Source organism: Pseudomonas sp. OG7, from assembly GCF_014192825.1.
Lineage (GTDB): Bacteria > Pseudomonadota > Gammaproteobacteria > Pseudomonadales > Pseudomonadaceae > Aquipseudomonas > Aquipseudomonas monteilii.
This window is the reverse complement of the sequence record NZ_JACHYK010000001.1, coordinates 320,313-341,332: the sequence shown is the minus strand read 5'-3', so window position 1 is coordinate 341,332 and position 21,020 is coordinate 320,313. Positions and strand designations below refer to the sequence as shown.

General features: G+C 63.1%; 16 protein-coding genes. 5 read left to right on the top strand and 11 right to left on the bottom strand.

Features of this window, described 5'->3' with window-relative positions; translation table 11 throughout:
- Positions 1-33: 33 nt before the first annotated feature.
- The 3 genes from FHW75_RS01625 to FHW75_RS01615 form a co-directional block, all read right to left on the bottom strand.
- A complete protein-coding gene (locus tag FHW75_RS01625; RefSeq protein WP_019098655.1) occupies positions 34-1,131 on the bottom strand; it encodes a polyamine ABC transporter substrate-binding protein in 1,098 nt (365 codons plus the stop codon).
- 170 nt (positions 1,132-1,301) lie between these two features.
- Entirely contained in the window at positions 1,302-2,663 is a 1,362-nt protein-coding gene (locus tag FHW75_RS01620; protein WP_019098656.1) for an aspartate aminotransferase family protein, read from the bottom strand.
- Positions 2,664-2,709: 46 nt separating this feature from the next.
- Positions 2,710-4,068, bottom strand: coding sequence for a glutamine synthetase family protein (locus tag FHW75_RS01615; RefSeq protein WP_019098657.1), 1,359 nt, complete (start codon positions 4,066-4,068; stop codon positions 2,710-2,712).
- A gap of 574 nt (positions 4,069-4,642) precedes the next feature.
- Between FHW75_RS01615 and FHW75_RS01610 the strand changes: the two genes are divergently transcribed.
- Complete coding sequence (locus FHW75_RS01610; protein ID WP_016712594.1) at positions 4,643-6,019, top strand: glutamine synthetase family protein; 1,377 nt, start codon at positions 4,643-4,645, stop codon at positions 6,017-6,019.
- Between the two features lie 89 nt (positions 6,020-6,108).
- Here the strand turns inward: FHW75_RS01610 and argA are convergent, their stop codons facing one another.
- Positions 6,109-7,407 carry an amino-acid N-acetyltransferase gene (gene argA, locus FHW75_RS01605; RefSeq protein ID WP_013974710.1) on the bottom strand — a complete coding sequence of 433 codons (1,299 nt, stop codon included), beginning with the start codon at positions 7,405-7,407 and terminating at the stop codon, positions 6,109-6,111.
- A gap of 123 nt (positions 7,408-7,530) precedes the next feature.
- Positions 7,531-8,673, bottom strand: coding sequence for an acetylornithine deacetylase (gene argE, locus FHW75_RS01600; protein WP_019098659.1), 1,143 nt, complete (start codon positions 8,671-8,673; stop codon positions 7,531-7,533).
- 114 nt (positions 8,674-8,787) lie between these two features.
- Here argE and FHW75_RS01595 point away from each other — a divergent pair, with 114 nt between their 5' ends.
- A complete protein-coding gene (locus tag FHW75_RS01595; protein ID WP_019098660.1) occupies positions 8,788-10,155 on the top strand; it encodes a CYTH domain-containing protein in 1,368 nt (455 codons plus the stop codon).
- 101 nt (positions 10,156-10,256) lie between these two features.
- On the opposite strand, the gene FHW75_RS01590 is transcribed toward FHW75_RS01595, so the two are convergent.
- Complete coding sequence (locus FHW75_RS01590) at positions 10,257-10,727, bottom strand: Lrp/AsnC family transcriptional regulator (protein ID WP_019098661.1); 471 nt, start codon at positions 10,725-10,727, stop codon at positions 10,257-10,259.
- Between the two features lie 126 nt (positions 10,728-10,853).
- On the opposite strand from FHW75_RS01590, the gene FHW75_RS01585 reads away from it, so the two are divergent.
- The 3 genes from FHW75_RS01585 to FHW75_RS01575 all read left to right on the top strand — a co-directional run bounded on the left by FHW75_RS01585 (position 10,854) and on the right by FHW75_RS01575 (position 13,332).
- A complete protein-coding gene (locus FHW75_RS01585) occupies positions 10,854-11,159 on the top strand; it encodes a hypothetical protein (protein ID WP_016712599.1) in 306 nt (101 codons plus the stop codon).
- A gap of 96 nt (positions 11,160-11,255) precedes the next feature.
- Positions 11,256-12,929 (top strand): GspE/PulE family protein, encoded by a 1,674-nt coding sequence (locus FHW75_RS01580; protein ID WP_084296613.1) that lies wholly within the window; start codon positions 11,256-11,258, stop codon positions 12,927-12,929.
- A gap of 88 nt (positions 12,930-13,017) precedes the next feature.
- Complete coding sequence (locus tag FHW75_RS01575) at positions 13,018-13,332, top strand: DUF2388 domain-containing protein (RefSeq protein ID WP_019098663.1); 315 nt, start codon at positions 13,018-13,020, stop codon at positions 13,330-13,332.
- A gap of 94 nt (positions 13,333-13,426) precedes the next feature.
- Here the strand turns inward: FHW75_RS01575 and gcvP are convergent, their stop codons facing one another.
- From gcvP to FHW75_RS01550, 5 genes are all read right to left on the bottom strand, one after another.
- Positions 13,427-16,300 carry an aminomethyl-transferring glycine dehydrogenase gene (gene gcvP / locus FHW75_RS01570; protein ID WP_027609988.1) on the bottom strand — a complete coding sequence of 958 codons (2,874 nt, stop codon included), beginning with the start codon at positions 16,298-16,300 and terminating at the stop codon, positions 13,427-13,429.
- A 192-nt stretch (positions 16,301-16,492) separates the two neighbouring features.
- Positions 16,493-16,876 carry a glycine cleavage system protein GcvH gene (gcvH, locus tag FHW75_RS01565; RefSeq protein WP_019098665.1) on the bottom strand — a complete coding sequence of 128 codons (384 nt, stop codon included), beginning with the start codon at positions 16,874-16,876 and terminating at the stop codon, positions 16,493-16,495.
- A gap of 51 nt (positions 16,877-16,927) precedes the next feature.
- Positions 16,928-18,010 carry a glycine cleavage system aminomethyltransferase GcvT gene (gene gcvT / locus FHW75_RS01560; protein ID WP_025752162.1) on the bottom strand — a complete coding sequence of 361 codons (1,083 nt, stop codon included), beginning with the start codon at positions 18,008-18,010 and terminating at the stop codon, positions 16,928-16,930.
- A gap of 123 nt (positions 18,011-18,133) precedes the next feature.
- Entirely contained in the window at positions 18,134-19,756 is a 1,623-nt protein-coding gene (locus FHW75_RS01555) for an iron ABC transporter permease (protein WP_025752160.1), read from the bottom strand.
- A 162-nt stretch (positions 19,757-19,918) separates the two neighbouring features.
- On the bottom strand, positions 19,919-20,920 hold the full coding sequence (locus tag FHW75_RS01550) for an extracellular solute-binding protein (protein ID WP_019098100.1): 1,002 nt from the start codon (positions 20,918-20,920) through the stop codon (positions 19,919-19,921).
- Positions 20,921-21,020: the final 100 nt, after the last annotated feature.

Here is a 21,020-nt window from a genome sequence, read left to right as displayed (position 1 = left end):
GGGAAACCCCGGCCCAGAGGTGCCGCATCGGGGTTATTTGCCCGACTTGATCTTGGTCCAACTGCGGGTGATCACACGCTGGGCAGAAGCTTCAGGCGCAGCGATTGCGTACAGCTGCTTCTTCACTTCGGCTGGCGGGTAGATGCTTGGGTCGCTGGTGATGTCTTTGTCCACGAACGGGGTAGCGGCAGCGTTGCCATTCGGGAAGCGCACGGCGTTGGTGATTTCAGCCATGATTTCTGGCTGCATCAGGAAGTCCATGAACTGGTAGGCAGCGTCTTTATGTTCGGCATCTTTCGGGATGGCGACCATGTCGTAGAAGGTGCCGGCACCTTCTTTCGGAATCACGTAGTCCACTTTGACCTTGTCGCCAGCTTCGTGGGCGCGGGCCTTGGACTGCTCCAGGTCACCCGAGTAACCGACGGCCACGCAGATGTTGCCGTTGGCCATGTCGCCGATGTACTTGGACGAGTGGAAGTAGGTGATAGAAGGACGAATCTTGAGGAACAGGTCCTCGGCGGCCTTCAGGTCTTCTTTCTTGGTGCTGTCGGTCGGCAGGCCCAGGTAGTGCAGCGCGGCTGGCAGCATTTCGGTCGGGGCGTCGAGGAAGCTCACGCCGCAGCTCTTGAGCTTGGCGATGTTCTCAGGCTTGAACACCACGTCCCACGAGTCGATCTTGTCCACGCCCAGCGCGGCCTTGACCTTCTCCGGGTTGTAGCCGATGCCGATCGAACCCCACATGTACGGGAAGGCGTGCTTGTTGTCCTTGTCGCTGGCGTCGCCAACGGCTTTGAGCAGATCGGTGTCGAGGTTCTTCCAGTTCGGCAGTTTGGAGCGGTCCAGTTCTTCGTACACACCGGCCTTGATCTGCTTGGCCAGGAAGTTGTTGGACGGCACCACGATGTCGTAGCCCGACTTACCGGCCAGCAGCTTGGCTTCGAGGGTTTCGTTGCTGTCGAAGACGTCGTACTTGACCTTGATACCGGTCTGCTTCTCGAACTTGGCGATGGTGTCTGGTGCGATGTAGTCCGACCAGTTGTAGACGTTCAACACCTTGTCTTCAGCCTGTGCAGCAGTAGCCATGGCACCCATCAGGGCTGCGGCCAGCAACGTCTTGCCCATTTTATTCATGCGTCATGCTCCAGATTTTTTTGATTAGCCATCCGTTCAGCAGCCAGGTCCCGCAGTACACGCGTTTGGGCGACTGAAGCAGTCGCTAGTCTGGCAAGTTACAAGGCTCTGTTTCAAGGAAAGCAGGGCCTTGTAACGACTTAATGTCACATCGCTAGCCTAGCAAACTGTCAACGGATCGCTTCGAGCGTCAAGTCGAGGCACTTGCGGGCCTTTTCCACCAGTTCATCGATCTGCGCGTGGCTGATCACCAGCGGCGGGGCGATGATCATGGTGTCGCCCACTGCGCGCATGATCAGGCCGTTCTCGAAGCAGAAGTTACGGCAGATCATGCCCACGCCCTTGCCTTCGTAACGGCTGCGCGTGGCCTTGTCCTTGACCAGCTCGATCGCGCCAAGCAGGCCCAGGCCGCGTACTTCGCCCACCAGCGGGTGGTCCTGCAGCTCACGCAAACGCTTTTGCAAATACGGTGCCGCTTCGGTGCGCGCCTTCTCGATAATGTGCTCGTCGCGCAGGATGCGCAGGTTTTCCAGGCCCACTGCAGCCGCTACCGGGTGACCCGAGTAGGTGAAGCCGTGGTTGAAGTCACCCCCTTCGCTGAGTACCTGGGCAACCTTGTCACGCACGATCACACCGCCCATGGGGATGTAACCGGAGGTCAGGCCCTTGGCGATGGTCATCAGGTCGGGCTTGAGGCCGTAGTAGTCGGAGCCGAACCACTCGCCGGTACGGCCGAAACCGCAGATCACTTCGTCGGCGACGAACAGGATGTCGTACTTGGCGAGGATCTCCTTCACCTTCGGCCAGTAGGTTTCCGGTGGGATGATCACGCCGCCGGCGCCCTGGATCGGCTCGGCGATGAAGGCGGCGACGTTGTCTTCGCCGACTTCGAGGATTTTCTTTTCCAACTGCTCGGCTGCCCACACACCGAACTGGTCCGGGGTCATGTCGCCACCTTCACCGAACCAATAAGGCTGCGGGATGTGCACGATGCCCGGGATCGGCAGGCCGCCCTGTTCGTGCATGCCGCTCATGCCGCCCAGGCTGGCACCGGCCACGGTGGAGCCGTGGTAGCCATTGATGCGGCCGATGATGGTCTGCTTGTCCGGCTTGCCCTTCAGCGCCCAGTAGTGGCGCACCATACGCAGCACGGTGTCGTTGCCTTCAGAGCCGGAGCCGGTGAAGAACACATGGGTCATGCCTTCGGGCGCCACGTCGGTGATCGCCTTGGCCAGTTCCAGCGCAGGCGGGTGAGCGGTCTGAAAGAACAGGTTGTAGTACGGCAGTTCGCGCATCTGCTTTTCTGCCGCCTGCACCAGTTCTTCGCGGCCGTAACCGACCGCCACGCACCACAGGCCGGCCATACCGTCGAGAATCTTGTGCCCCTCGCTGTCCCACAAATGCACACCCTGGGCCTTGGTGATGATGCGCGGCCCCTTGGCTTTCAGCTGCTTGTAGTCACTGAAAGGTGCGAGATGATGCTCCCCGCTCAGGGTTTGCCATTCACGGGTTTGCGGGTTGTTGACGCTCATGTGCTTCTCCGTTGTTCGACAGCCGCGTCCTGCGGCACCAAGTTGATCAGACAGCAAACAGCAGGAACTCACGCTCCCAGGAACTGATGACTCGCTTGAAGTTCTCGTGCTCGGCGCGCTTGGTGGCGACGTAGCCGGTGATGAACTTCTTGCCCAGGTACTGCACCAGTGCACGGCTGTTTTCCATGCGTTCCAGGGCATCTTCGATGGTCAGTGGCAGGCGTAGGTTGCGGCGTTCGTAGCCACGGCCCTGCACCGGCGCGCTGGCATCGATGCCTTCGACCATGCCGATGTAGCCACACAGCAGGCTGGCGGCGATGGCCAGGTAAGGGTTGGCGTCGGCACCTGGCAGGCGGTTCTCGACCCGGCGGCTTTGCGGGCCGGCGTCCGGCACTCGCAGGCCGACGGTACGGTTTTCCTCGCCCCATTCCACGTTCACCGGCGCCGAGGTATCGGGCAGGAAGCGGCGGAAGGAGTTGACGTTGGGGGCGAACAGCGGCAGCGCCTCGGGGATGAACTTCTGCAGGCCACCGATGTGGTTGAGGAACAGCGCGCTCATGCTGCCGTCTTCGTTGCTGAAGATGTTCTTGCCGGTGGCCACGTCGACCACGCTCTGGTGCAGGTGCATGGCACTGCCCGGCTCGCCGGTCATCGGCTTGGCCATGAAGGTGGCGGCCACGTTGTGCTTGAGCGCCGCTTCGCGCATGGTGCGCTTGAACACCAGGATCTGGTCGGCCAGATGCAGCGCGTCGCCGTGACGGAAGTTGATTTCCATCTGCGCCGTGCCGTCTTCGTGAATCAGCGTGTCCAGGTCCAGCTGTTGCAGTTCGCACCAGTCGTAGACGTCTTCGAACAGCGGGTCGAATTCGTTGGCGGCTTCGATCGAGAACGACTGACGTCCGGTTTCCGGGCGGCCCGAACGGCCAACCGGTGGCTGCAGCGGGAAGTCCGGGTCTTCGCTGCGCTTGGTCAGGTAGAACTCCATCTCGGGCGCGACGATCGGCTGCCAGCCCTTGTCGGCGTAGAGCTTGAGCACTTTTTTCAGCACGTTGCGTGGCGACAGTTCGACCGGGTTGCCCTTCTTGTCGTAGGTGTCGTGGATCACCTGCGCGGTCGGCTCGATGGCCCACGGCACCAGAAACACCGCCTTCTCGTCAGGGCGGCAGATCATGTCGATGTCTGCCGGATCGAGCAGTTCGTAATAGATGTCGTCGTCGACGTAGTCGCCGGTCACGGTCTGCAGCAGCACGCTCTCAGGCAGGCGCATGCCTTTTTCGGCGATGAATTTGTTGGTAGGCGAAATCTTGCCGCGCGTGATGCCGGTCAGGTCACTGATCATGCATTCGACTTCGGTAATCTTGTGCTCTTTCAACCAATCGGTGAGCTGGTCGAGGTTGTTACTCATAAATACCTCAGGAGGTAAGGTGGTCCACGCTCTGATTCTGGATGGAGTACATTGCTAAAGCAAAAACCCCCGCGCAGAGCCACAGTGGATACACTGAAAACAGCTGTGTCCGTAATGAGTTCGAAAGGCAGGAAGACGAAGCGAAGAGCGGCAAGCCGCTACGAGGGCGGGCCCGGGAGCGCCAAACGTCAATTATTGCGGCCAGGGCGGCCATGCCATTGACGAAGCTTGCAAAAACGGCGGAGGTACCCGATGGCACTGCCCAGGCAGTGCTTTCAGGTCGCGGCAAGCGGACCATATGACCCTCGTATTATTGTGTTTTGGGTTGAGGCCGAGCTTAGCCTTGTTCATTTTTTTACACAACACCTCCGTAAAAAATAAAACACGGCGCCTCGGAGATAGCCCTTTACGCGGGAAATAGCGGATAATGGCTTGCCCCGATATGCAGCAAATCTGCCGTAGATGTGCCATTTCAGGGCATCATGGGGTTGGCTTGACATCAGTATGGCTTTTCGATTGACTGGTCCTGCAAGCCCCCCTTGATTGATATTTTTAACAACAAAGGTGTTGCATCATGTCGGTACCCCCGCGTGCCGTTCAGCTTAACGAAGCGAACGCGTTCCTTAAGGAACATCCTGAGGTTCTCTACGTTGACCTTCTGATTGCAGATATGAATGGTGTGGTGCGTGGCAAGCGCATAGAGCGCACCAGCCTCCACAAGGTTTACGAGAAAGGCATCAACCTGCCTGCCTCCCTCTTCGCCCTGGACATCAACGGTTCCACCGTCGAAAGCACCGGGCTGGGCCTGGACATCGGCGATGCTGACCGCATCTGCTACCCGATCCCTGGCACCCTCTCCAACGAACCCTGGCAAAAACGCCCGACTGCCCAGCTGCTGATGACCATGCACGAGCTGGAAGGCGAGCCGTTCTTCGCCGACCCGCGTGAAGTGCTGCGCCAGGTGGTGAGCAAGTTCACCGAAATGGGCCTGACCATCTGTGCCGCGTTCGAGCTGGAGTTCTACCTGATCGACCAGGAGAACGTGAACGGCCGCCCGCAGCCGCCGCGCTCACCGATTTCGGGCAAACGCCCACAGTCGACCCAGGTGTACCTGATTGACGACCTCGACGAATATGCCGACTGCCTGCAGGACATCCTCGAAGGCGCGAAAGAGCAAGGCATCCCGGCCGACGCCATCGTCAAGGAAAGCGCCCCGGCGCAGTTCGAAGTCAACCTGCACCACGTGGCCGACCCGCTCAAGGCCTGCGACTATGCGGTACTGCTCAAGCGGTTGATCAAGAACATCGCCTACGACCATGAAATGGACACCACCTTCATGGCCAAGCCCTACCCGGGCCAGGCAGGCAACGGCCTGCATGTACACATTTCCGTGCTGGACAAAGATGGCAACAACATCTTCACCAGCGAGGATCCCGAGCAGAACGCCGCGCTACGTCACGCTGTCGGCGGTGTGCTCGAGACCCTGCCAGCGTCCATGGCGTTCCTCTGCCCGAACGTGAACTCGTACCGCCGCTTTGGCGCGCAGTTCTACGTACCGAACGCGCCGAGCTGGGGCCTGGACAACCGCACCGTGGCCCTGCGCGTGCCAACCGGCTCGCCGGACGCCGTGCGCATCGAGCACCGCGTGGCCGGTGCCGACGCCAACCCGTACCTGATGATGGCTGCCGTGCTGGCGGGCGTGCACCATGGCCTGACCAACAAGATCGAGCCGGGTGAGCCGATTGAAGGCAACTCGTACGAGCAGCTGGAGCAGAGCCTGCCGAACAACCTGCGCGATGCCCTGCGCGAGCTGGACGACAGCGAGATCCTGAACAAGTACATCGATCCGAAGTACATCGACATCTTCGTCGCGTGCAAGGAGAGCGAGCTGGAGGAGTTCGAACACTCGATCTCCGACCTCGAGTACAACTGGTACCTGCATACCGTGTAAACAAAAACGCCGCCCCCAAGGGCGGCGTTTTCGTTCAAGATCGATGTCGCCTGCTTCGCGGGCGAGCCTGCGAAGAGGGCGGTACAGGCTTACAGAGGCTTCTCGAAGATTTTCGAATTGCGCTGGTAGTTGTACAGCGAAGCCCGCGCCGCTGGCAGCCGCTCGACCCCGCTCGGCGCAAACCCGCGTTCGCGGAACCAGTGCGCGGTACGCGTCGTCAGCACGAACAGGGTGTTCAACCCCAACTGCCGCGCCCGGCTTTCGATGCGCTCCAGCAGCTCGTCGCCACGCCCGCCATGTCGGTACTCCGGGTTCACCGCCAGGCACGCCAGTTCACCGGCGTCGGAGTCGGCAATCGGGTACAACGCCGCACAGGCGATGATCATGCCTTCGCGCTCGACCACGCTGAACTGCTCGATCTCCCGCTCCAGCACCTCACGCGAACGGCGCACCAGAATGCCCTGCTCTTCCAGCGGGCTGATCAATTCCAGCAAACCGCCCACGTCCTCGATGGTCGCCTCGCGCACCACTTCGAACTGCTCCTGCGACACCAGCGTGCCGCCACCGCCACGGGTGAACAGCTCGGTCAGCAAGGCGCCGTCCTCGGCATAGCTGACGATATGGCTGCGCGCCACGCCGCCTTTGCAGGCTTCGGCCGCGGCATCCAGCAATTCGCCCTGGTAATCACTGCCCAAACGCTGAAGATGTGGGGCAACCTGCTGTGGGCGCAGCTCGCGCACCAGCTTGCCATCTGCATCCAGCAGCCCCGGCTCTGCGCCGAACAGCAGCAGCTTGTCGGCGCCCAGCTCGATGGCAGCGCGGGTGGCCACGTCTTCGCAGGCCAGGTTGAAGATTTCACCGGTGGGCGAGTAGCCCAGCGGCGACAACAGCACGATGGAGCGCTCGTCGAGCAGGCGGCTGATGCCCTTGCGGTCGACCCGGCGCACTTCGCCGGTGTGGTGGTAGTCCACGCCTTCGAGCACGCCGATCGGCCGCGCCGTGACCAGGTTGCCGGACGCCACGCGCAAGCGCGAGCCCTGCATGGGCGAAGCGGCGATGTCCATCGACAGGCGTGCCTCGATGGCCAGGCGCAGAGCGCCGACGGCATCGATCACGCAATCCAGGGTGGCGGCATCGGTGATGCGCAGGCCACGGTGGTAGTGCGGGGTCAGGCCGCGATCAGCCAGGCGGCTTTCGATCTGCGGGCGCGAGCCATGCACCAGCACCAGGCGCACGCCCAGGCTGTGCAGCAGCACCAGGTCGTGGACGATGTTGCCGAAATTAGGGTGTTCCACCCCATCGCCAGGGAGCATGACCACGAAGGTGCAGTCGCGATGAGCATTGATATACGGGGAGGCATGACGCAGCCAGTTGACGTAGTCGGGCATGACAGGGCCTGTGGATAAGTGGACGGAGAACGGCGGTACAGGGGCGTTCAGGATCATCGTCGGAACAGGCTTGCGGTCACGCGCGGTCTCCTCTAGGCAGGAACGAATCAGCTCAATGGACGTTTAGTTCAGGCAATAGTGCCGGATCAGGTCACGCAATAGACGCACGGTAGGCTCGATTCGTGACATTTCAAGGTATTCGCCGGGCTGGTGGGCACAGGCGATGTCGCCAGGGCCCAGCACGATGGTCTGGCAGCCCAGCTGCTGAAGATAAGGCGCTTCGGTGCCGAACGCCACCGCTTCGGCGCGGTGGCCGGTCAGGCGCTCCGCCACTTGCACCAGCTCGGCATCGGCGGCCTGCTCGAACGGCGGCACCTCCGGGAACAGCGGCGCGTAGTCGATGCGCACATCATGGCGCTCGGCCACCGGCACCAGCTTCTCGCGGATGGCGGCGCGCAACTGCTCCACGTCCATCCCCGGCAACGGCCGCAGGTCGAACTCCAGGGCGCACTGGCCACAGATGCGGTTGGGGTTGTCACCCCCGTGGATACAGCCGAAGTTCAGGGTCGGCGTCGGCACTGTGAACTGCGGGTTGCGGTAGGTTTGCTGCCATTGCTGGCGCAGGCCCATCAGTTCGCCCATTACCGCGTGCATGGCCTCCATGGCGCTGCGGCCCAGGTTTGGGTCCGACGAATGGCCGCTGCGTCCGAGGATGTCGATGCGGTCCATGAGGATGCCCTTGTGCATGCGGATCGGTCGTAGCCCGGTCGGCTCGCCGATTACCGCCGCGCGGCCCAGCGGCTGGCCGGCTTCGGCCAGGGCGCGGGCGCCGGACATGGAGCTTTCTTCGTCGCAAGTGGCGAGGATCAGCAGCGGTTGCTTGAAGTCGTGCTCCAGCAGCGGGATGACGGCTTCGATGACCAGGGCGAAGAAGCCCTTCATGTCGCAGCTGCCCAGGCCGACCCAGCGGCCATCGACCTCGGTCAGCTTCAGTGGGTCGCTGGCCCACAGCTGTTCGTCATAGGGCACGGTGTCGCTGTGCCCCGCCAGCACCAGGCCGCCCGGGCCTGTGCCACGGCTGGCCAGCAGGTTGAACTTGCCGGGGCTGACCTGCTGGATGTCGCACGTGAAACCCAGGTCGCCCAGCCAGCCGGCCAACAGGTCGATGACCTGGCGGTTGGACTGGTCCAGCGCGGGCTGGGTGCAACTGACCGAAGGCGCGGCGATCAAGGCGGCAAACTGGTCTTTCAGCGTCGGCAACGGCATGCGCATACTCCTCGGAAGCGTTGCCCATCATAGGACTATCCGCTGTCTGGAATAAACCGTTGGCGGCGGACTGCTGTAGACTCTGCGTCAACCACGCCCCCCTTCGAGTCTGTGATGCACAAAGAAACCGAACTGAAGCTCCGCGCCAGCCGCGAGACCCTTGCCGCCCTGCGCGAGCACCCTCTGCTGAAAAAGCGCAACAAGTCCGGCTGGCAGACCCGCGAACTGCTCAACCAGTACTTCGACACCCCCGAGCGTGAGCTGTCCGCCGCCCGTGTTGCCCTGCGCCTGCGCCGCGACGGCGACGCCGTCATCCAGACCCTCAAGTGCCGCGGCACCAGCGTGGCTGGCCTGTCCGAGCGCAACGAGTACGAGTGGAACCTGGACAAGGTCAAGCTCGACCTGAAGAAGCTGGACGCCACCTGCTGGCCCGAGCAACTGGCCAACCTGGACAAGAAAACCATCAAGCCGCTGTTCACCACCGACTTCAGCCGTGAATACGCCGAAATCGCCTGGGGCCGTGGCAAGAGCAAAGTCGTGATCGAGGCTGCGTTGGACCAGGGCTTCGTGATCGCCGGCAAGCGCAAGGAAGAAATCTGCGAGCTGGAGCTGGAACTGCGCGAAGGTGAACCGCAAGCCCTGCTGGAGCTGGCCGCCGAGCTGGCCGCCAGCCTGCCCCTGATGCCCTGCGACATCAGCAAGGCCGAGCGTGGCTACCGGCTGCTGGAGCCGGACAGCTACGAGCTGGGCCTGCCGCACACCGAGCTGGACGCCGAAATGGCCGTGGACGATGCCTACGCCGCCCTGGCCTGGCAACTGCTGGGCAGCAGCCAGCGTCTGGCCGAGCAATACCGCCACAACGGCCACTGGCGCCTGCTGCAGGACTGGGTCGAGTGCCTGAGCGAGCTGCGCGCCATCACCGCCAGCCTGGGCCAGGCCGCGCCACGCGCCACTACCCGCGACCTGCGCAGCAGCCTGGACGCCCTGCTGGAAGACTGGCGCCCGCTGGTACAGGCCGGCAACGATGACGAAGACATCCGCCGCGCCGCGCCCGAGCAGTTCGCCGAAGAGCTGGAAGACGTGCGCTGGGGCCAGTTCTCGCTGGAAACTTCGCGCTGGCTGCTGGCCCGCGCCTGGACTGCCGAGCGCAAGGGCCGTGGCGAGCGTCAGGGCAAGGCGCAGCTGGCCAGCTGGCTGGGACACCTGCTAGGCGAGGAAGGCCGTGCGTTGAAGCTGCCGCTGTACACCCAGCGCCCGGAAGACCTGGCCGAGCAATTACCACGTATCGAACAGCTGCTGGCCTGGCTGCACCATGCCCGCCAGGCGCTCGAAGCGCCGCAGATGGACCGCCTGTATGGCGACCTGAAGAAGCTGCATGAGCTGGCTGAGCTGCCGATCAGCGATGAAGTGCTGGAGGCGCGTATCGAGCAGGCTCGGGCGGTAGACCAGAGCCGCGGCTGGAAGCATCTGCTCAAGGCGTGATAGCGCGTCGCCTTCTTCGCGGGCTCGCCCGCTCCCACAGGTACAGCGCAGGCCTCAGGCTTGGCGCAATACCTGTAGGAGCGGGCATGCCCGCGAATGCTTCAACGCGACAGTGGCAGGCTGGTGGTGGATTTGATCTCCGATAGTGCCACAATCGAATTCACTTCCTGAATACCCGGCACGTTCGACAGCTTTTCGAAGAAGAAGCGCTCATAGGCCTCGATGTCCGATGTGACGATCCGCAGCAGAAAGTCCACCGACCCCATCAGCACATAACACTCCAGCACCTCCGAGAACCCGCGAATCGCCTCGGTGAACTCGGTGAAGTTGGAGCGCCCGTGCGCATTGAGCTTCACCTCGGCGAAAATCTGCGTGTTCAGGCCGACCTTCTTGCGGTCCAGCAAGGTCACCTGCCCACGAATCACCCCCTCCTCCTTCAACCGCTGAATGCGCCGCCAGCACGGCGATTGCGACAGCCCCACACGCTCGGCGATCTGCGCGCTGGACAGCGAAGCGTCTTCCTGTAGCAACTCAAGAATGCGACGGTCGTAGGCATCCAGCTCGCTTTGCATTGATGATTCTCCAAATGGGTAATTATCGAATAGATTTATTCGACAAATCCAAAAAACCACCAAATCATAGCGAAAAAATACCGCCCTCAACGTGCAAGAATTTCTCCCACATTCGCGGAGACCAGCATGAACGCACAACCTCGTACCGACACCTGGGCCGCCAGCAACGCCCACAGCACCGTGCACTACCGCCTGCAAGCGGAAGCCGAGCCCGACAGCCTGTGCCGGGTGCTCAACCTGTTTGCCCTGCAGTTCCTGACGCCGCACAGCGTGCAGGTCAGCCAGCAGGACGACTGGCTGAATATCGAAGTCGGCATTGGCGGGCTGAGCTGGCACCGGGCCGAGGTGATTGCGCAGAAACTGCGTAACCTAGTATGTGTGGGCGAAGTGAGCCTGACCAACCAGCAACGGGTGGAACTGGCGGTGGTCTGACAGCCACAGCAAAATCCCGAAACCCTTCAGCTTCGGTGCACCTCCCCCATCCGTCTAGCCTTGGTCAGGACTCCCTCATCAGGCACGGACGCCAACATGCACTCTCCCGAAAATCCAGCACTCGACCTCAAGCGCGTGCTCGAAGCCCTGCTCGCCGACCAGCACCTGCACGCCAACGACACCCTGCAAGTCCTCGAACACGCAACCGCCCACCCTGCAAGCCACCCGCTGGAGCTGATCGCCGCCTGCGGACTGCAAGACCGCCAACACCCCGGCCAGGTTCTGGACCTGGACCGCCTCTGCCAATGGCTGGCCGGCAAGGTCGGCCAGCCCTACCTGCGCATTGACCCCATGCAGCTCGACCTGCCCCAGGTAGCCGGCCTGATCTCCCCGGCCTTCGCCCAGCGCCACGGCATCCTCATTGTCGCCGCCGACGCGTCCAGCATCACCGTCGCCAGCGCCCAGCCCTACCAGGATGACTGGCAGGCAGACCTGGCCCGCAGCCTGGGCCGGCCAATCCGCCGCGTGCTGGCCAGCCCGGCGCAGATCCGCCAGTCAGGGCAATCGTTCCAGCGCTTGGCGCAGTCGGTGAAAGGCGCGCAACACCAGCAGTCGGCCAGTCTGGGCGAGCTCGAACAGCTATTGGAGCTGGGCAAGCGTCAATCCGAGGCCAGCGCGGACGACGCGCACATCGTGCATATCGTCGACTGGCTGCTGCAGTACGCCATCGAGCAACGCGCCAGCGATATCCACCTGGAGCCACGCCGCGAACAGGGCCAACTGCGCTACCGCATCGATGGCCTGCTGCATACCGTTTACACCTTTCCCGCCAATGTCACCCTGGCGCTGGTGAGCCGCCTGAAACACCTGAGCCGCATGGATGTCGCAGAAAAGCGCCGGCCACAGGACGGTCGCCTGCAAAGCCGGCAGCCGGGCGGCGGCGAGGTGGAGCTGCGGCTGTCTACCCTGCCGACCCCGTTCGGCGAAAAACTGGTACTGCGCCTGTTCGACCCGCACCAGGTGCACGAGGGCTTCGACCGCCTCGGCCTGGAAGGGCCGCAACTGGCCCGCTGGCAAAGCCTGCTGCGCCAGCGCCAGGGCATCATTCTGGTCACCGGCCCCACGGGCTCCGGCAAGACCAGCACGCTGTACGCCAGCCTCAAGCTGCTGGCCACGCCACAGGTCAACCTGTGCACCATCGAAGACCCGATCGAACGCCTGGAACCCGCCTTCAACCAGTTGCAGGTGCAGCCCGCGCTGGACCTGGGTTTTGCCAACGGGGTGCGCGCCATGCTGCGCCAGGACCCGGACATCATCATGATCGGTGAAATCCGCGATCGCGAAACCGCGCTGGTGGCAGTGCAGGCAGCCCTGACCGGGCACCTGGTATTGTCGACCCTGCATACCAACGATGCCTGTTCGGCCATCACCCGCCTGCAAGAGCTGGGTGTGGCCGATTACCTGATCAAGGCGACCCTGGTCGGGGTCATGGCTCAGCGCTTGGTGCGTACTGTGTGCACCGACTGCCAGGCCCATGCATCAGCAACCTGCCGAACCTGCCGTGGCACTGGCTTTCACGGGCGCACTGGGTTGTTCGAACTGCTGCAACCCAGCGAAAACCTGCGCGCCTTGATTGGCCCGAACGCCGATCTGACCGATCTACGGCGCCAGGCGCTGGCCGATGGACTGATTGACCTGCGCCGTTGCGGGGAGGCCAAAGTGGCTAGCGGGCAAACCCGCCCAGAGGAAGTGCTGCGCGTCTGCACCTGACGAAAAGTCCTTTGTATTCAAGGAACTTGCCTCACCGGAAAAGATCCAACGGCGCATCTTCAACCCTCACCCTTCGAGGTGTTTCAACATGCGTCTCAAAACCGCCATCGCCGCCGCTGCCTTGCTTTCTCTGCCTATTGGCTCGGCCATGGCCGATACCTTTTGGCGTAACGTGATGACTTCCGGTGCTACCACGGCATCGAGCTACCTGACCTCGCACGATCACAAGCTGGTAGTAGCGGCACAGGATGATGCCGGCAGCTTCGTGGCCAGCGAAGGCGCCATTCGCGGGCCGTTTCTGGAGGCGGCGTTGAAGCAGGTGCGGGCGGAGAACCCGGGGATGCAGGCTTCTGACATGGAGCTGGCGAATGCCATCCTGGCCAAGAATGCGGTAGCCGAATAACCGCGTCGCCCGCTCCCACAGGGATCGCGCGAGGTTTGAGCCCTGTGCAATTCCTGTGGGAGCGGGCATGCCCGCGAAGAATCCAACACCGATTTTAGCGATACGCCTCCACCGGCACACACGAACAGAACAGGTTCCTGTCCCCATACACGTTGTCGACCCGGTTCACTGCCGGCCAGTACTTGTGCTGGCGCACATGCGCACTGGGCGCCACCGCCTGCGCCAGGGTATAGGGCCGATCCCACACCCCCAACACATCTTCCAATGTATGCGGCGCATGCTTGAGCGGGTTGTTTTCCGCCGGCCAGTTGCCCTCCTGCACCTCGGCAATCTCCGCACGAATCGCCAGCATCGCCTCGACAAACCGGTCCAGCTCGGCCTTCGACTCACTCTCGGTCGGCTCCACCATCAGCGTGCCCGGCACCGGGAATGACATGGTCGGGGCATGGAAGCCATAGTCCATCAGGCGTTTGGCCACATCCTCTTCACTGATGCCGGTCTGCGCTTTCAGCGGCCGCAGGTCGAGGATGCACTCGTGCGCCACGCGCTGGTTGCGCCCGCGATAGAGCACCGGGAAGGCACCGCCCAGCTGGCTGGCCAGGTAATTGGCCGAGAGAATGGCCACCTCGCTGGCATCAGCCAACTGCGGCCCCATCATGGCGATGTACATCCAGCTGATCGGCAGGATGCTCGCGCTGCCCCAAGGGGCGGCGCTGACCGCGCTGTTGTTCGGGTCCAGGCCAGGCACCGGCACCACCGGGTGGCTGGCGACAAACGGCTTGAGGTGCGCGCGAATGCCGATCGGCCCCATGCCCGGGCCACCACCGCCGTGGGGGATGCAGAAGGTTTTGTGCAGGTTCATGTGCGAAACATCGGCCCCAATGTCCGCCGGGCGCGCCAGGCCTACCTGGGCATTTAGGTTGGCGCCGTCCATGTACACCTGGCCGCCGTGCTGATGCACCACCTCGCAGATTTCCCGAATGCCTTCTTCGTACACACCATGAGTCGATGGGTAAGTGATCATCAGGCACGACAAGCGCTCGCCAGCTGCGTGGGCCTTGCCCTTGAGGTCGGCCAGGTCAACGTTGCCATGATCGTCGCAATCAACGATCACCACCTCCATGCCGGCCATCTGCGCCGAAGCCGGGTTGGTGCCGTGGGCTGACGAGGGAATCAGGCACAGTGTGCGCTGTGGCTGATGGCGGCTGCGATGATAGCGGGTAATGGCCATCAGCCCGGCGTATTCACCCTGGGCACCGGAGTTGGGCTGCATGCAGATGGCATCGAAACCGGTAATCGCGCACAACCAGCTTTCCAGCTCGTCGATCATCGCCTTGTAGCCCGTGGCCTGCCCTGCCGGGGCAAACGGGTGCAGCTGCGCAAAACCGGGCCAGGTGATAGGGATCATCTCGCTGGTGGCATTGAGCTTCATGGTGCAGGAACCCAGAGGGATCATCGACTGGTTCAGCGCCAGGTCCTTGTTCTCCAGCTGTTTGAGGTAGCGCAGCATTTCGGTTTCGCTGTGGTGCTGATTGAACACCGGGTGCGCGAGGAAAGGTGTACGCCGCACCAGGTTGGCAGGGATGCCTTCAGGCAGGGCCAACTGGTCGAGGGCGACAATTTCCAGGCCGTGATCCACCCCCGCGAAAATGTCGAGCAAGCGCAGCACCGTCTGTTCGTTGCAGGTTTCGTCCAGGCTCACGCCCAAGTGCCCACGGCCGAGGATCCGCAGGTTGATCTGCGCAGCTTCGGCGCTTTCGATGATGGCCGCCTGGGCCCCGCCAACATCCAGGGTAAGGGTATCGAAAAAGTGCTGGTTGAGGCGCTTGATGCCTTTGGCCTCAAGCCCTGCCGCCAGGATAAAGGTCAGCCGATGCACACGCTGGGCGATGCGTTGAAGACCTTCCGGGCCGTGGTACACCGCATAGAAGCTGGCAATGTTGGCCAGCAGCACCTGGGCAGTGCAAATGTTGGAATTGGCCTTCTCGCGGCGGATATGTTGCTCGCGGGTTTGCAGGGCCATGCGTAGCGCGGTGTTGCCACGGGCATCGCGCGACACGCCAATGATACGCCCCGGCATGGCCCGCTTGTAGTCGTCCCGGCAGGCGAAGTAGGCCGCGTGGGGGCCGCCGTAGCCCATCGGCACGCCAAAGCGCTGGGTCGAGCCCAACACCACATCGGCACCCAGCTCGCCGGGCGGTGCCAGCACTACCAGGCTGAGCAGGTCGGCGGCCACGCAGGCCAAGGCCTGCTGGCTGTGCAACTGGTCGATCAGCGGGCGCAGGTCGCGCACTTCGCCGTGGGTGTCGGGGTACTGCAACAAAGCACCGAACACCGCGTGTTTGCCAAGGTTATCCACAGCGTCGACGATCAGCTCGAAGCCAAAGCCTTCGGCGCGGGTCTTCAACACTGACAAGGTTTGCGGGTGGCAGTGCTCGTCGGCAAAGAAGGCGTTGCTCTTGTTGCGCGCCACCCGCTTGGCCAGGGCCATGGCTTCGGCGGCAGCGGTCGCTTCGTCAAGCAGCGAGGCATTGGCCAACGCCAACCCGGTGAGGTCGATGACCATTTGCTGGAAGTTCAGCAGCGCCTCCAGGCGGCCTTGGGCGATTTCGGGTTGGTACGGCGTGTAGGCGGTGTACCAGCCGGGGTTTTCCAGCACGTTGCGCAGGATGACCGTAGGGGTGATGGTGCCGTGGTAGCCCATGCCGATCAGGCTGGTCCACACCTGGTTCTGTTCGGCGTAGGCGGCGAGCTTGGCCAAAGCGGCCTGTTCGTCCAACGCTGGCGGCAGGTCGAGGGGGCGGTTGAGACGGATGTCGGGGGGGACGGTCTGCTCGATCAGCTCACTGCGGGTGGCAATACCCAGGGCGTTGAGCATGGCCTGCTGCTCTGCGGCATCGGGGCCCAGGTGGCGACGCAGGAAAGGGTTGAGCTCTTGCAGTTGATGCAGGGATGGCGACTGTGACATGACGACGCTCTCTTCCTAGACCGGGTCTCATGGAGACTTATAAGTCTAGGAAGGGATCGGGGATGCTGCGGGAAAACTTGTTTGCAGGCCCGGCCTCTTCGCGGCTAAAGCCGCTCCTACAGGGATCGCACCGGCTTTGGCCGCGGCGCAGTTCCTGGGAGCGGCTTTAGCCGCGAAGCAGGCGACGTGGTCTTACTCGCCGATAGCAGCGGCGTAACCGGCAGCATCCAGCAGCTTCTCCAGCTCGGCCGGGTTGCTTGGCTTCAGTTTGAAGATCCATGCACCGTAAGGCTCTTCGTTGAGCTGCTCCGGGCTGTCGGCCAGCTCTTCGTTGACCGCAATCACTTCGCCACCGATCGGGGCGTAGATGTCCGAAGCGGCTTTTACCGACTCGACCACACCAGCAGCGTCGCCTGCAGCGAACACCTTGCCAACTTCGGCAAGCTCGACGAACACCACGTCACCCAGGGCTTGCTGGGCGTGGTCGCTGATGCCCACGGTCACAGTGCCGTCGGCTTCCAGGCGAGCCCACTCGTGGCTTTCGGCAAAACGCAGGTCAGCGGGGATATTGCTCATGTGTTGAATTCCTCGATTGGCTCAGCGGTACGCCCGCCGGTTAAAAATGGTTCAGATCAGGATCTTGCCGTGGCGCACGAAGGTCGGTTTGACGACCCGCACCGGGTACCACTTGCCGCGAATTTCCACCTCGGCCCGGTCGCCGGTGGCCATGGGCACGCGCGCCAAGGCAATGGACTTGCTCAGCGTAGGCGAGAAACTACCACTGGTGATCTCCCCTTCGCCAATCCCGGCTACGCGCACCACCTGGTGGGCACGCAGCACGCCGCGCTCTTCCAGCACCAGGCCGACCAGTTTTTCCTGCACGCCGTGCTCGATTTCCGCCAGCAGGCCGCTGCGGCCGATGAAGTCGCGCTCGGCCGGCTCCCAGGCGATGCTCCAACCCAGGTTGGACGTCAGCGGTGTGTGGGTTTCATCGATATCCTGGCCGTACAGGTTCATGCCGGCCTCCAGGCGCAGGGTGTCGCGGGCGCCAAGGCCACTGGGCGCGATGCCAGCGCCGACCAGGTCGTTGAAGAAGGCTACGGCCTGCTCACCCGGGAAGATGATCTCCAGGCCGTCCTCACCGGTATAGCCGGTGCGGGCAATGAACCAGTCGCCTTCGCTGACGCCCTCGAACGGACGCAACTCGCGGATGAGTGCAGCGCGCGCAGGGCTGAGCAGCGCTGCGACTTTTTCGCGGGCATGTGGCCCCTGAATGGCGAGGATGGCCAAGTCGGGCCGGACCTGGAAGTCCACGGCAAAACCGGCTCGCTGCTGCTGCAACCAGTCAAGCACCTTGGCACGGGTGGCGGCATTGGTGACTAGACGGTAGCCGCTTTCTGTGCGGTAGACGATCAGGTCGTCAATAACCCCGCCCTGCTCGTGCAGCAACGGGCTGTACAACGCCTTGCCGGTGTCGTCGAGGCGGGCCACGTCGTTGGCCAGCAAGCGCTGCAGCCAAGCGGTGGCGTCGCTGCCGTCGACATCGATCACGGTCATGTGGGAAACATCGAAAACGCCGCAGTCACTGCGCACCTGGTGGTGCTCCTCGACCTGCGAGCCATAGTGCAGGGGCATGTCCCAGCCACCGAAATCGACCGTTTTGGCGCCTAGCGCCAGGTGCAGGTCATACAAAAGCGTGCGCTGTCCCATGGGTTTCTCCTTCCGGGCGTGGCGAAGCGGCGGCGGTCGATGACGTTGGTCGTCAGCTCTTGTTGTAAGGACCCGCCGCGCGAATGCCGCGCATTGTAGCCGCAAGGTCGCAAGCTGGCACCCTCAGTGACTGTGACCGGGTCGACGCGCCGAACGGCGGATCAGGCCGATGACCGGCAGCAGGCCCACCAGCACCAGCGTCAATGCTGGCAGCGAGGCGCGCGCCCACTCGCCCTCGCTGGTCATCTCGAATACCCGAACGGCAAGGGTGTCCCAGCCGAACGGTCGCATCAGCAAGGTGGCCGGCATTTCCTTGAGCACATCGACGAACACCAGCAGCGCGGCACTGAGCGCGCCCGGGACCAGCAACGGTAGATACACCCTGAAAAACAATCTCGCGCCACCGACGCCCAGGCTGCGGGAGGCCTCGGGCAGTGACGGGCGAATACGTTCCAGGCTGCTCTCAAGCGGCCCGTAGGCCACTGCGATGAAACGCACCAGGTAGGCCAGCAGCAGCGCCGAGAGGCTGCCCAGCAACAGCGGCTTACCGGCCCCGCCCAACCAACTGGACAGCGGGATCACCAGGTGGTTATCGAGGTAACTGAAGGCCAGCATGATCGACACGGCCAGCACCGAGCCTGGCAAGGCATAGCCCAGGTTGGCCAGGCCGACCCCGGCGCGAATGCCACCGGTCGGTGCCTGGCGGCGGGCAAAGGCCAGCAGCAGCGCCACGCACACCGTCACCAGCGCTGCCATGCCACCCAGGTACAGGGTGTGCAGCACCAAGCCGACATAACGCTCGTCCAGGTCGTGTCGGCCACGCAGCCAGAACCACGCCAGCAGCTGCAGCAGCGGGATGACGAAGGCGCAAGCGAACACCAGCAGACACCAGCCGCTGGCCAGCAGTGCCTTGAACCCACGTAGGTGATACAGCGCCTGCGCGCGCGGACGTTCGTTGCCGCTGCGGCTGGCACCGCGGGCACGGCGCTCGCCGTACAGCACCAGCATGACCGCGAGCAACAGCAGGCTGGCCAGTTGGGCGGCACTGGAAAGGCTGAAGAAGCCGTACCAGGTCTTGTAGATCGCGGTGGTGAAGGTGTCGAAGTTGAACACCGCCACCGCGCCGAAGTCGGCCAACGTTTCCATCAGGGCCAGGGCGACGCCGGCACCGATGGCTGGCCGCGCCATGGGCAGGGCCACGCGCCAGAACGCTTGCACCGGTGACAGCCCCAATACCCGTGCCGCTTCCATCAGGCCCTTGCCTTGGGCCAGGAAGGCCGTGCGCGCCAGCAGGTAGACGTAGGGGTAGAACACCAGCACCAGGACGATGATCACCCCGCCAGTGGAGCGCACCCGTGGCAGGCGCATGGGCCCGAATACCTCGCGCAGGGCGCTTTGCACCGGGCCGGCGAAATCCAGCAGGCCGACAAAGACGAACGCCAGCACGTAGGCCGGGATGGCGAATGGCAACATCAGCGCCCAGTCCAGCCAGCGCCGGCCGGGGAACTCGCAGAGGCTGGTGAGCCAGGCGAGGCTGACGCCCAGCACGGTGACGCCGATGCCGACGCCCACCACCAGCGTCAGCGTGTTGCTGAGCAGACGGGCCATCTGGGTGTCGAGCAGGTGCGACCAGATTTGCGTATCGATCGACTGCCAGGACAGCAGCAGCACGCTCAAGGGCAACAGCACCAGGGCGGCGATCAGGGAGACCGGGAGGTACCAGCGGCGTTGGAGGGTGTGGGGCAAGTTGACTGTCTCTGTGGCTGATTTGCGACCGCTTTGCGGTCGTTCGCGGGCAAGCCCGCTCCCACACGGACCGCACAAGGTCTGGACTCTGTGCAGTTCCTGTGGGAGCGGGCTTGCCCGCGAAAGGGCCCTCGCAGGCCCCGGAAGGATAAGGCCTGGCGCTTAGTTGTAGCCAGCGCGATCCATCAAACGAATGGCTTCAGCCTGGCGCTTGCCGGCGATTTCCACAGGAATGGTATCGGCCTTGAAGCTGCCCCAAGCGGCCACTTCCTCCGATGGCTTCACCTTCGGGTTGGCCGGGAATTCCTGGTTGATGTCGGCGAACAGTTTCTGCGCCTCTTCGCCGGTCATCCATTCCACCAGCTTTTTCGCGGCCTCCGGGTGCGGCGCGTGCTTGGTCAGGCCGATACCCGACAGGTTCACATGCACACCACGGTCTCCCTGGTTGGGCCAGAAGATCTTCACCGGCAACTTCGGGTTCTGCTTGTGCAGGCGGCCGTAGTAGTAGGTGTTGACCACCCCCACGTCGCACTGGCCGGCCTCGATGGCCTGGATCACCGCGTTGTCGTCGGAGAACACGTCGGTAGACAGGTTGTTGACCCAGCCTTTGACGATTTGCTCGGTCTTGGGCTCGCCATGGGTTTCGATCAGGGTGGCGGTGAGTGACTGGTTGTACACCTTCTTCGCCGTGCGCAGGCACAGGCGGCCTTCCCACTGTTTGTCGGCCAGGGCTTCGTAGGTGCTCAGCTCTTCGGGTTTGACCCGCTCGGTGGAGTAGATGATGGTGCGCGCGCGCAGGCTCAGGCCAGTCCAGTCATGGGACGAGGCGCGGTACTGCGACGGGATGTTCTGGTCGATGATGTCGGACTTGATCGGCTGCAGGATGCCCATCTGCTCGGCCTGCCACAGGTTGCCGGCGTCGACGGTCAGCAGCAGGTCGGCCACGCCGTTTTCGCCCTCGGCCTTGATGCGCTGCATCAGCGGGGCTTCCTTGTCGGTGATGAACTTGATCTTGACCCCGGTCTTGGCGGTGTAGGCATCGAACACCGGCTTGATCAGCTCGTCGATGCGCGAAGAGTACACCACCACTTCGTCCGCCGCTTGGGCAGTGCCGCCGAACAGGGTCAGGGCCAGGGCGGCCAGTAGGGGCTTGCGTGGCAACATGTGAAGCACTCCTCGGATCGTTTGAGAGGTGCAAATGGTAGTGAATCCCATTTTCTGGCTCATCTACCTAGCCGTTACCGGATGTTGCAGAGGGGCCGCT

Excerpts from the sequence above, each read along its gene's own strand:
- FHW75_RS01625 (WP_019098655.1), bottom strand. The coding sequence starts at position 1,131 with ATGAATAAAATGGGCAAGACGTTGCTGGCCGCAGCCCTGATGGGTGCC.
- FHW75_RS01620 (WP_019098656.1), bottom strand. The coding sequence starts at position 2,663 with ATGAGCGTCAACAACCCGCAAACCCGTGAATGGCAAACCCTGAGCGGG.
- FHW75_RS01615 (WP_019098657.1), bottom strand. The coding sequence starts at position 4,068 with ATGAGTAACAACCTCGACCAGCTCACCGATTGGTTGAAAGAGCACAAG.
- FHW75_RS01610 (WP_016712594.1), top strand. The coding sequence starts at position 4,643 with ATGTCGGTACCCCCGCGTGCCGTTCAGCTTAACGAAGCGAACGCGTTC.
- argA (WP_013974710.1), bottom strand. The coding sequence starts at position 7,407 with ATGCCCGACTACGTCAACTGGCTGCGTCATGCCTCCCCGTATATCAAT.
- argE (WP_019098659.1), bottom strand. The coding sequence starts at position 8,673 with ATGCCGTTGCCGACGCTGAAAGACCAGTTTGCCGCCTTGATCGCCGCG.
- FHW75_RS01595 (WP_019098660.1), top strand. The coding sequence starts at position 8,788 with ATGCACAAAGAAACCGAACTGAAGCTCCGCGCCAGCCGCGAGACCCTT.
- FHW75_RS01590 (WP_019098661.1), bottom strand. The coding sequence starts at position 10,727 with ATGCAAAGCGAGCTGGATGCCTACGACCGTCGCATTCTTGAGTTGCTA.
- FHW75_RS01585 (WP_016712599.1), top strand. The coding sequence starts at position 10,854 with ATGAACGCACAACCTCGTACCGACACCTGGGCCGCCAGCAACGCCCAC.
- FHW75_RS01580 (WP_084296613.1), top strand. The coding sequence starts at position 11,256 with ATGCACTCTCCCGAAAATCCAGCACTCGACCTCAAGCGCGTGCTCGAA.
- FHW75_RS01575 (WP_019098663.1), top strand. The coding sequence starts at position 13,018 with ATGCGTCTCAAAACCGCCATCGCCGCCGCTGCCTTGCTTTCTCTGCCT.
- gcvP (WP_027609988.1), bottom strand. The coding sequence starts at position 16,300 with ATGTCACAGTCGCCATCCCTGCATCAACTGCAAGAGCTCAACCCTTTC.
- gcvH (WP_019098665.1), bottom strand. The coding sequence starts at position 16,876 with ATGAGCAATATCCCCGCTGACCTGCGTTTTGCCGAAAGCCACGAGTGG.
- gcvT (WP_025752162.1), bottom strand. The coding sequence starts at position 18,010 with ATGGGACAGCGCACGCTTTTGTATGACCTGCACCTGGCGCTAGGCGCC.
- FHW75_RS01550 (WP_019098100.1), bottom strand. The coding sequence starts at position 20,920 with ATGTTGCCACGCAAGCCCCTACTGGCCGCCCTGGCCCTGACCCTGTTC.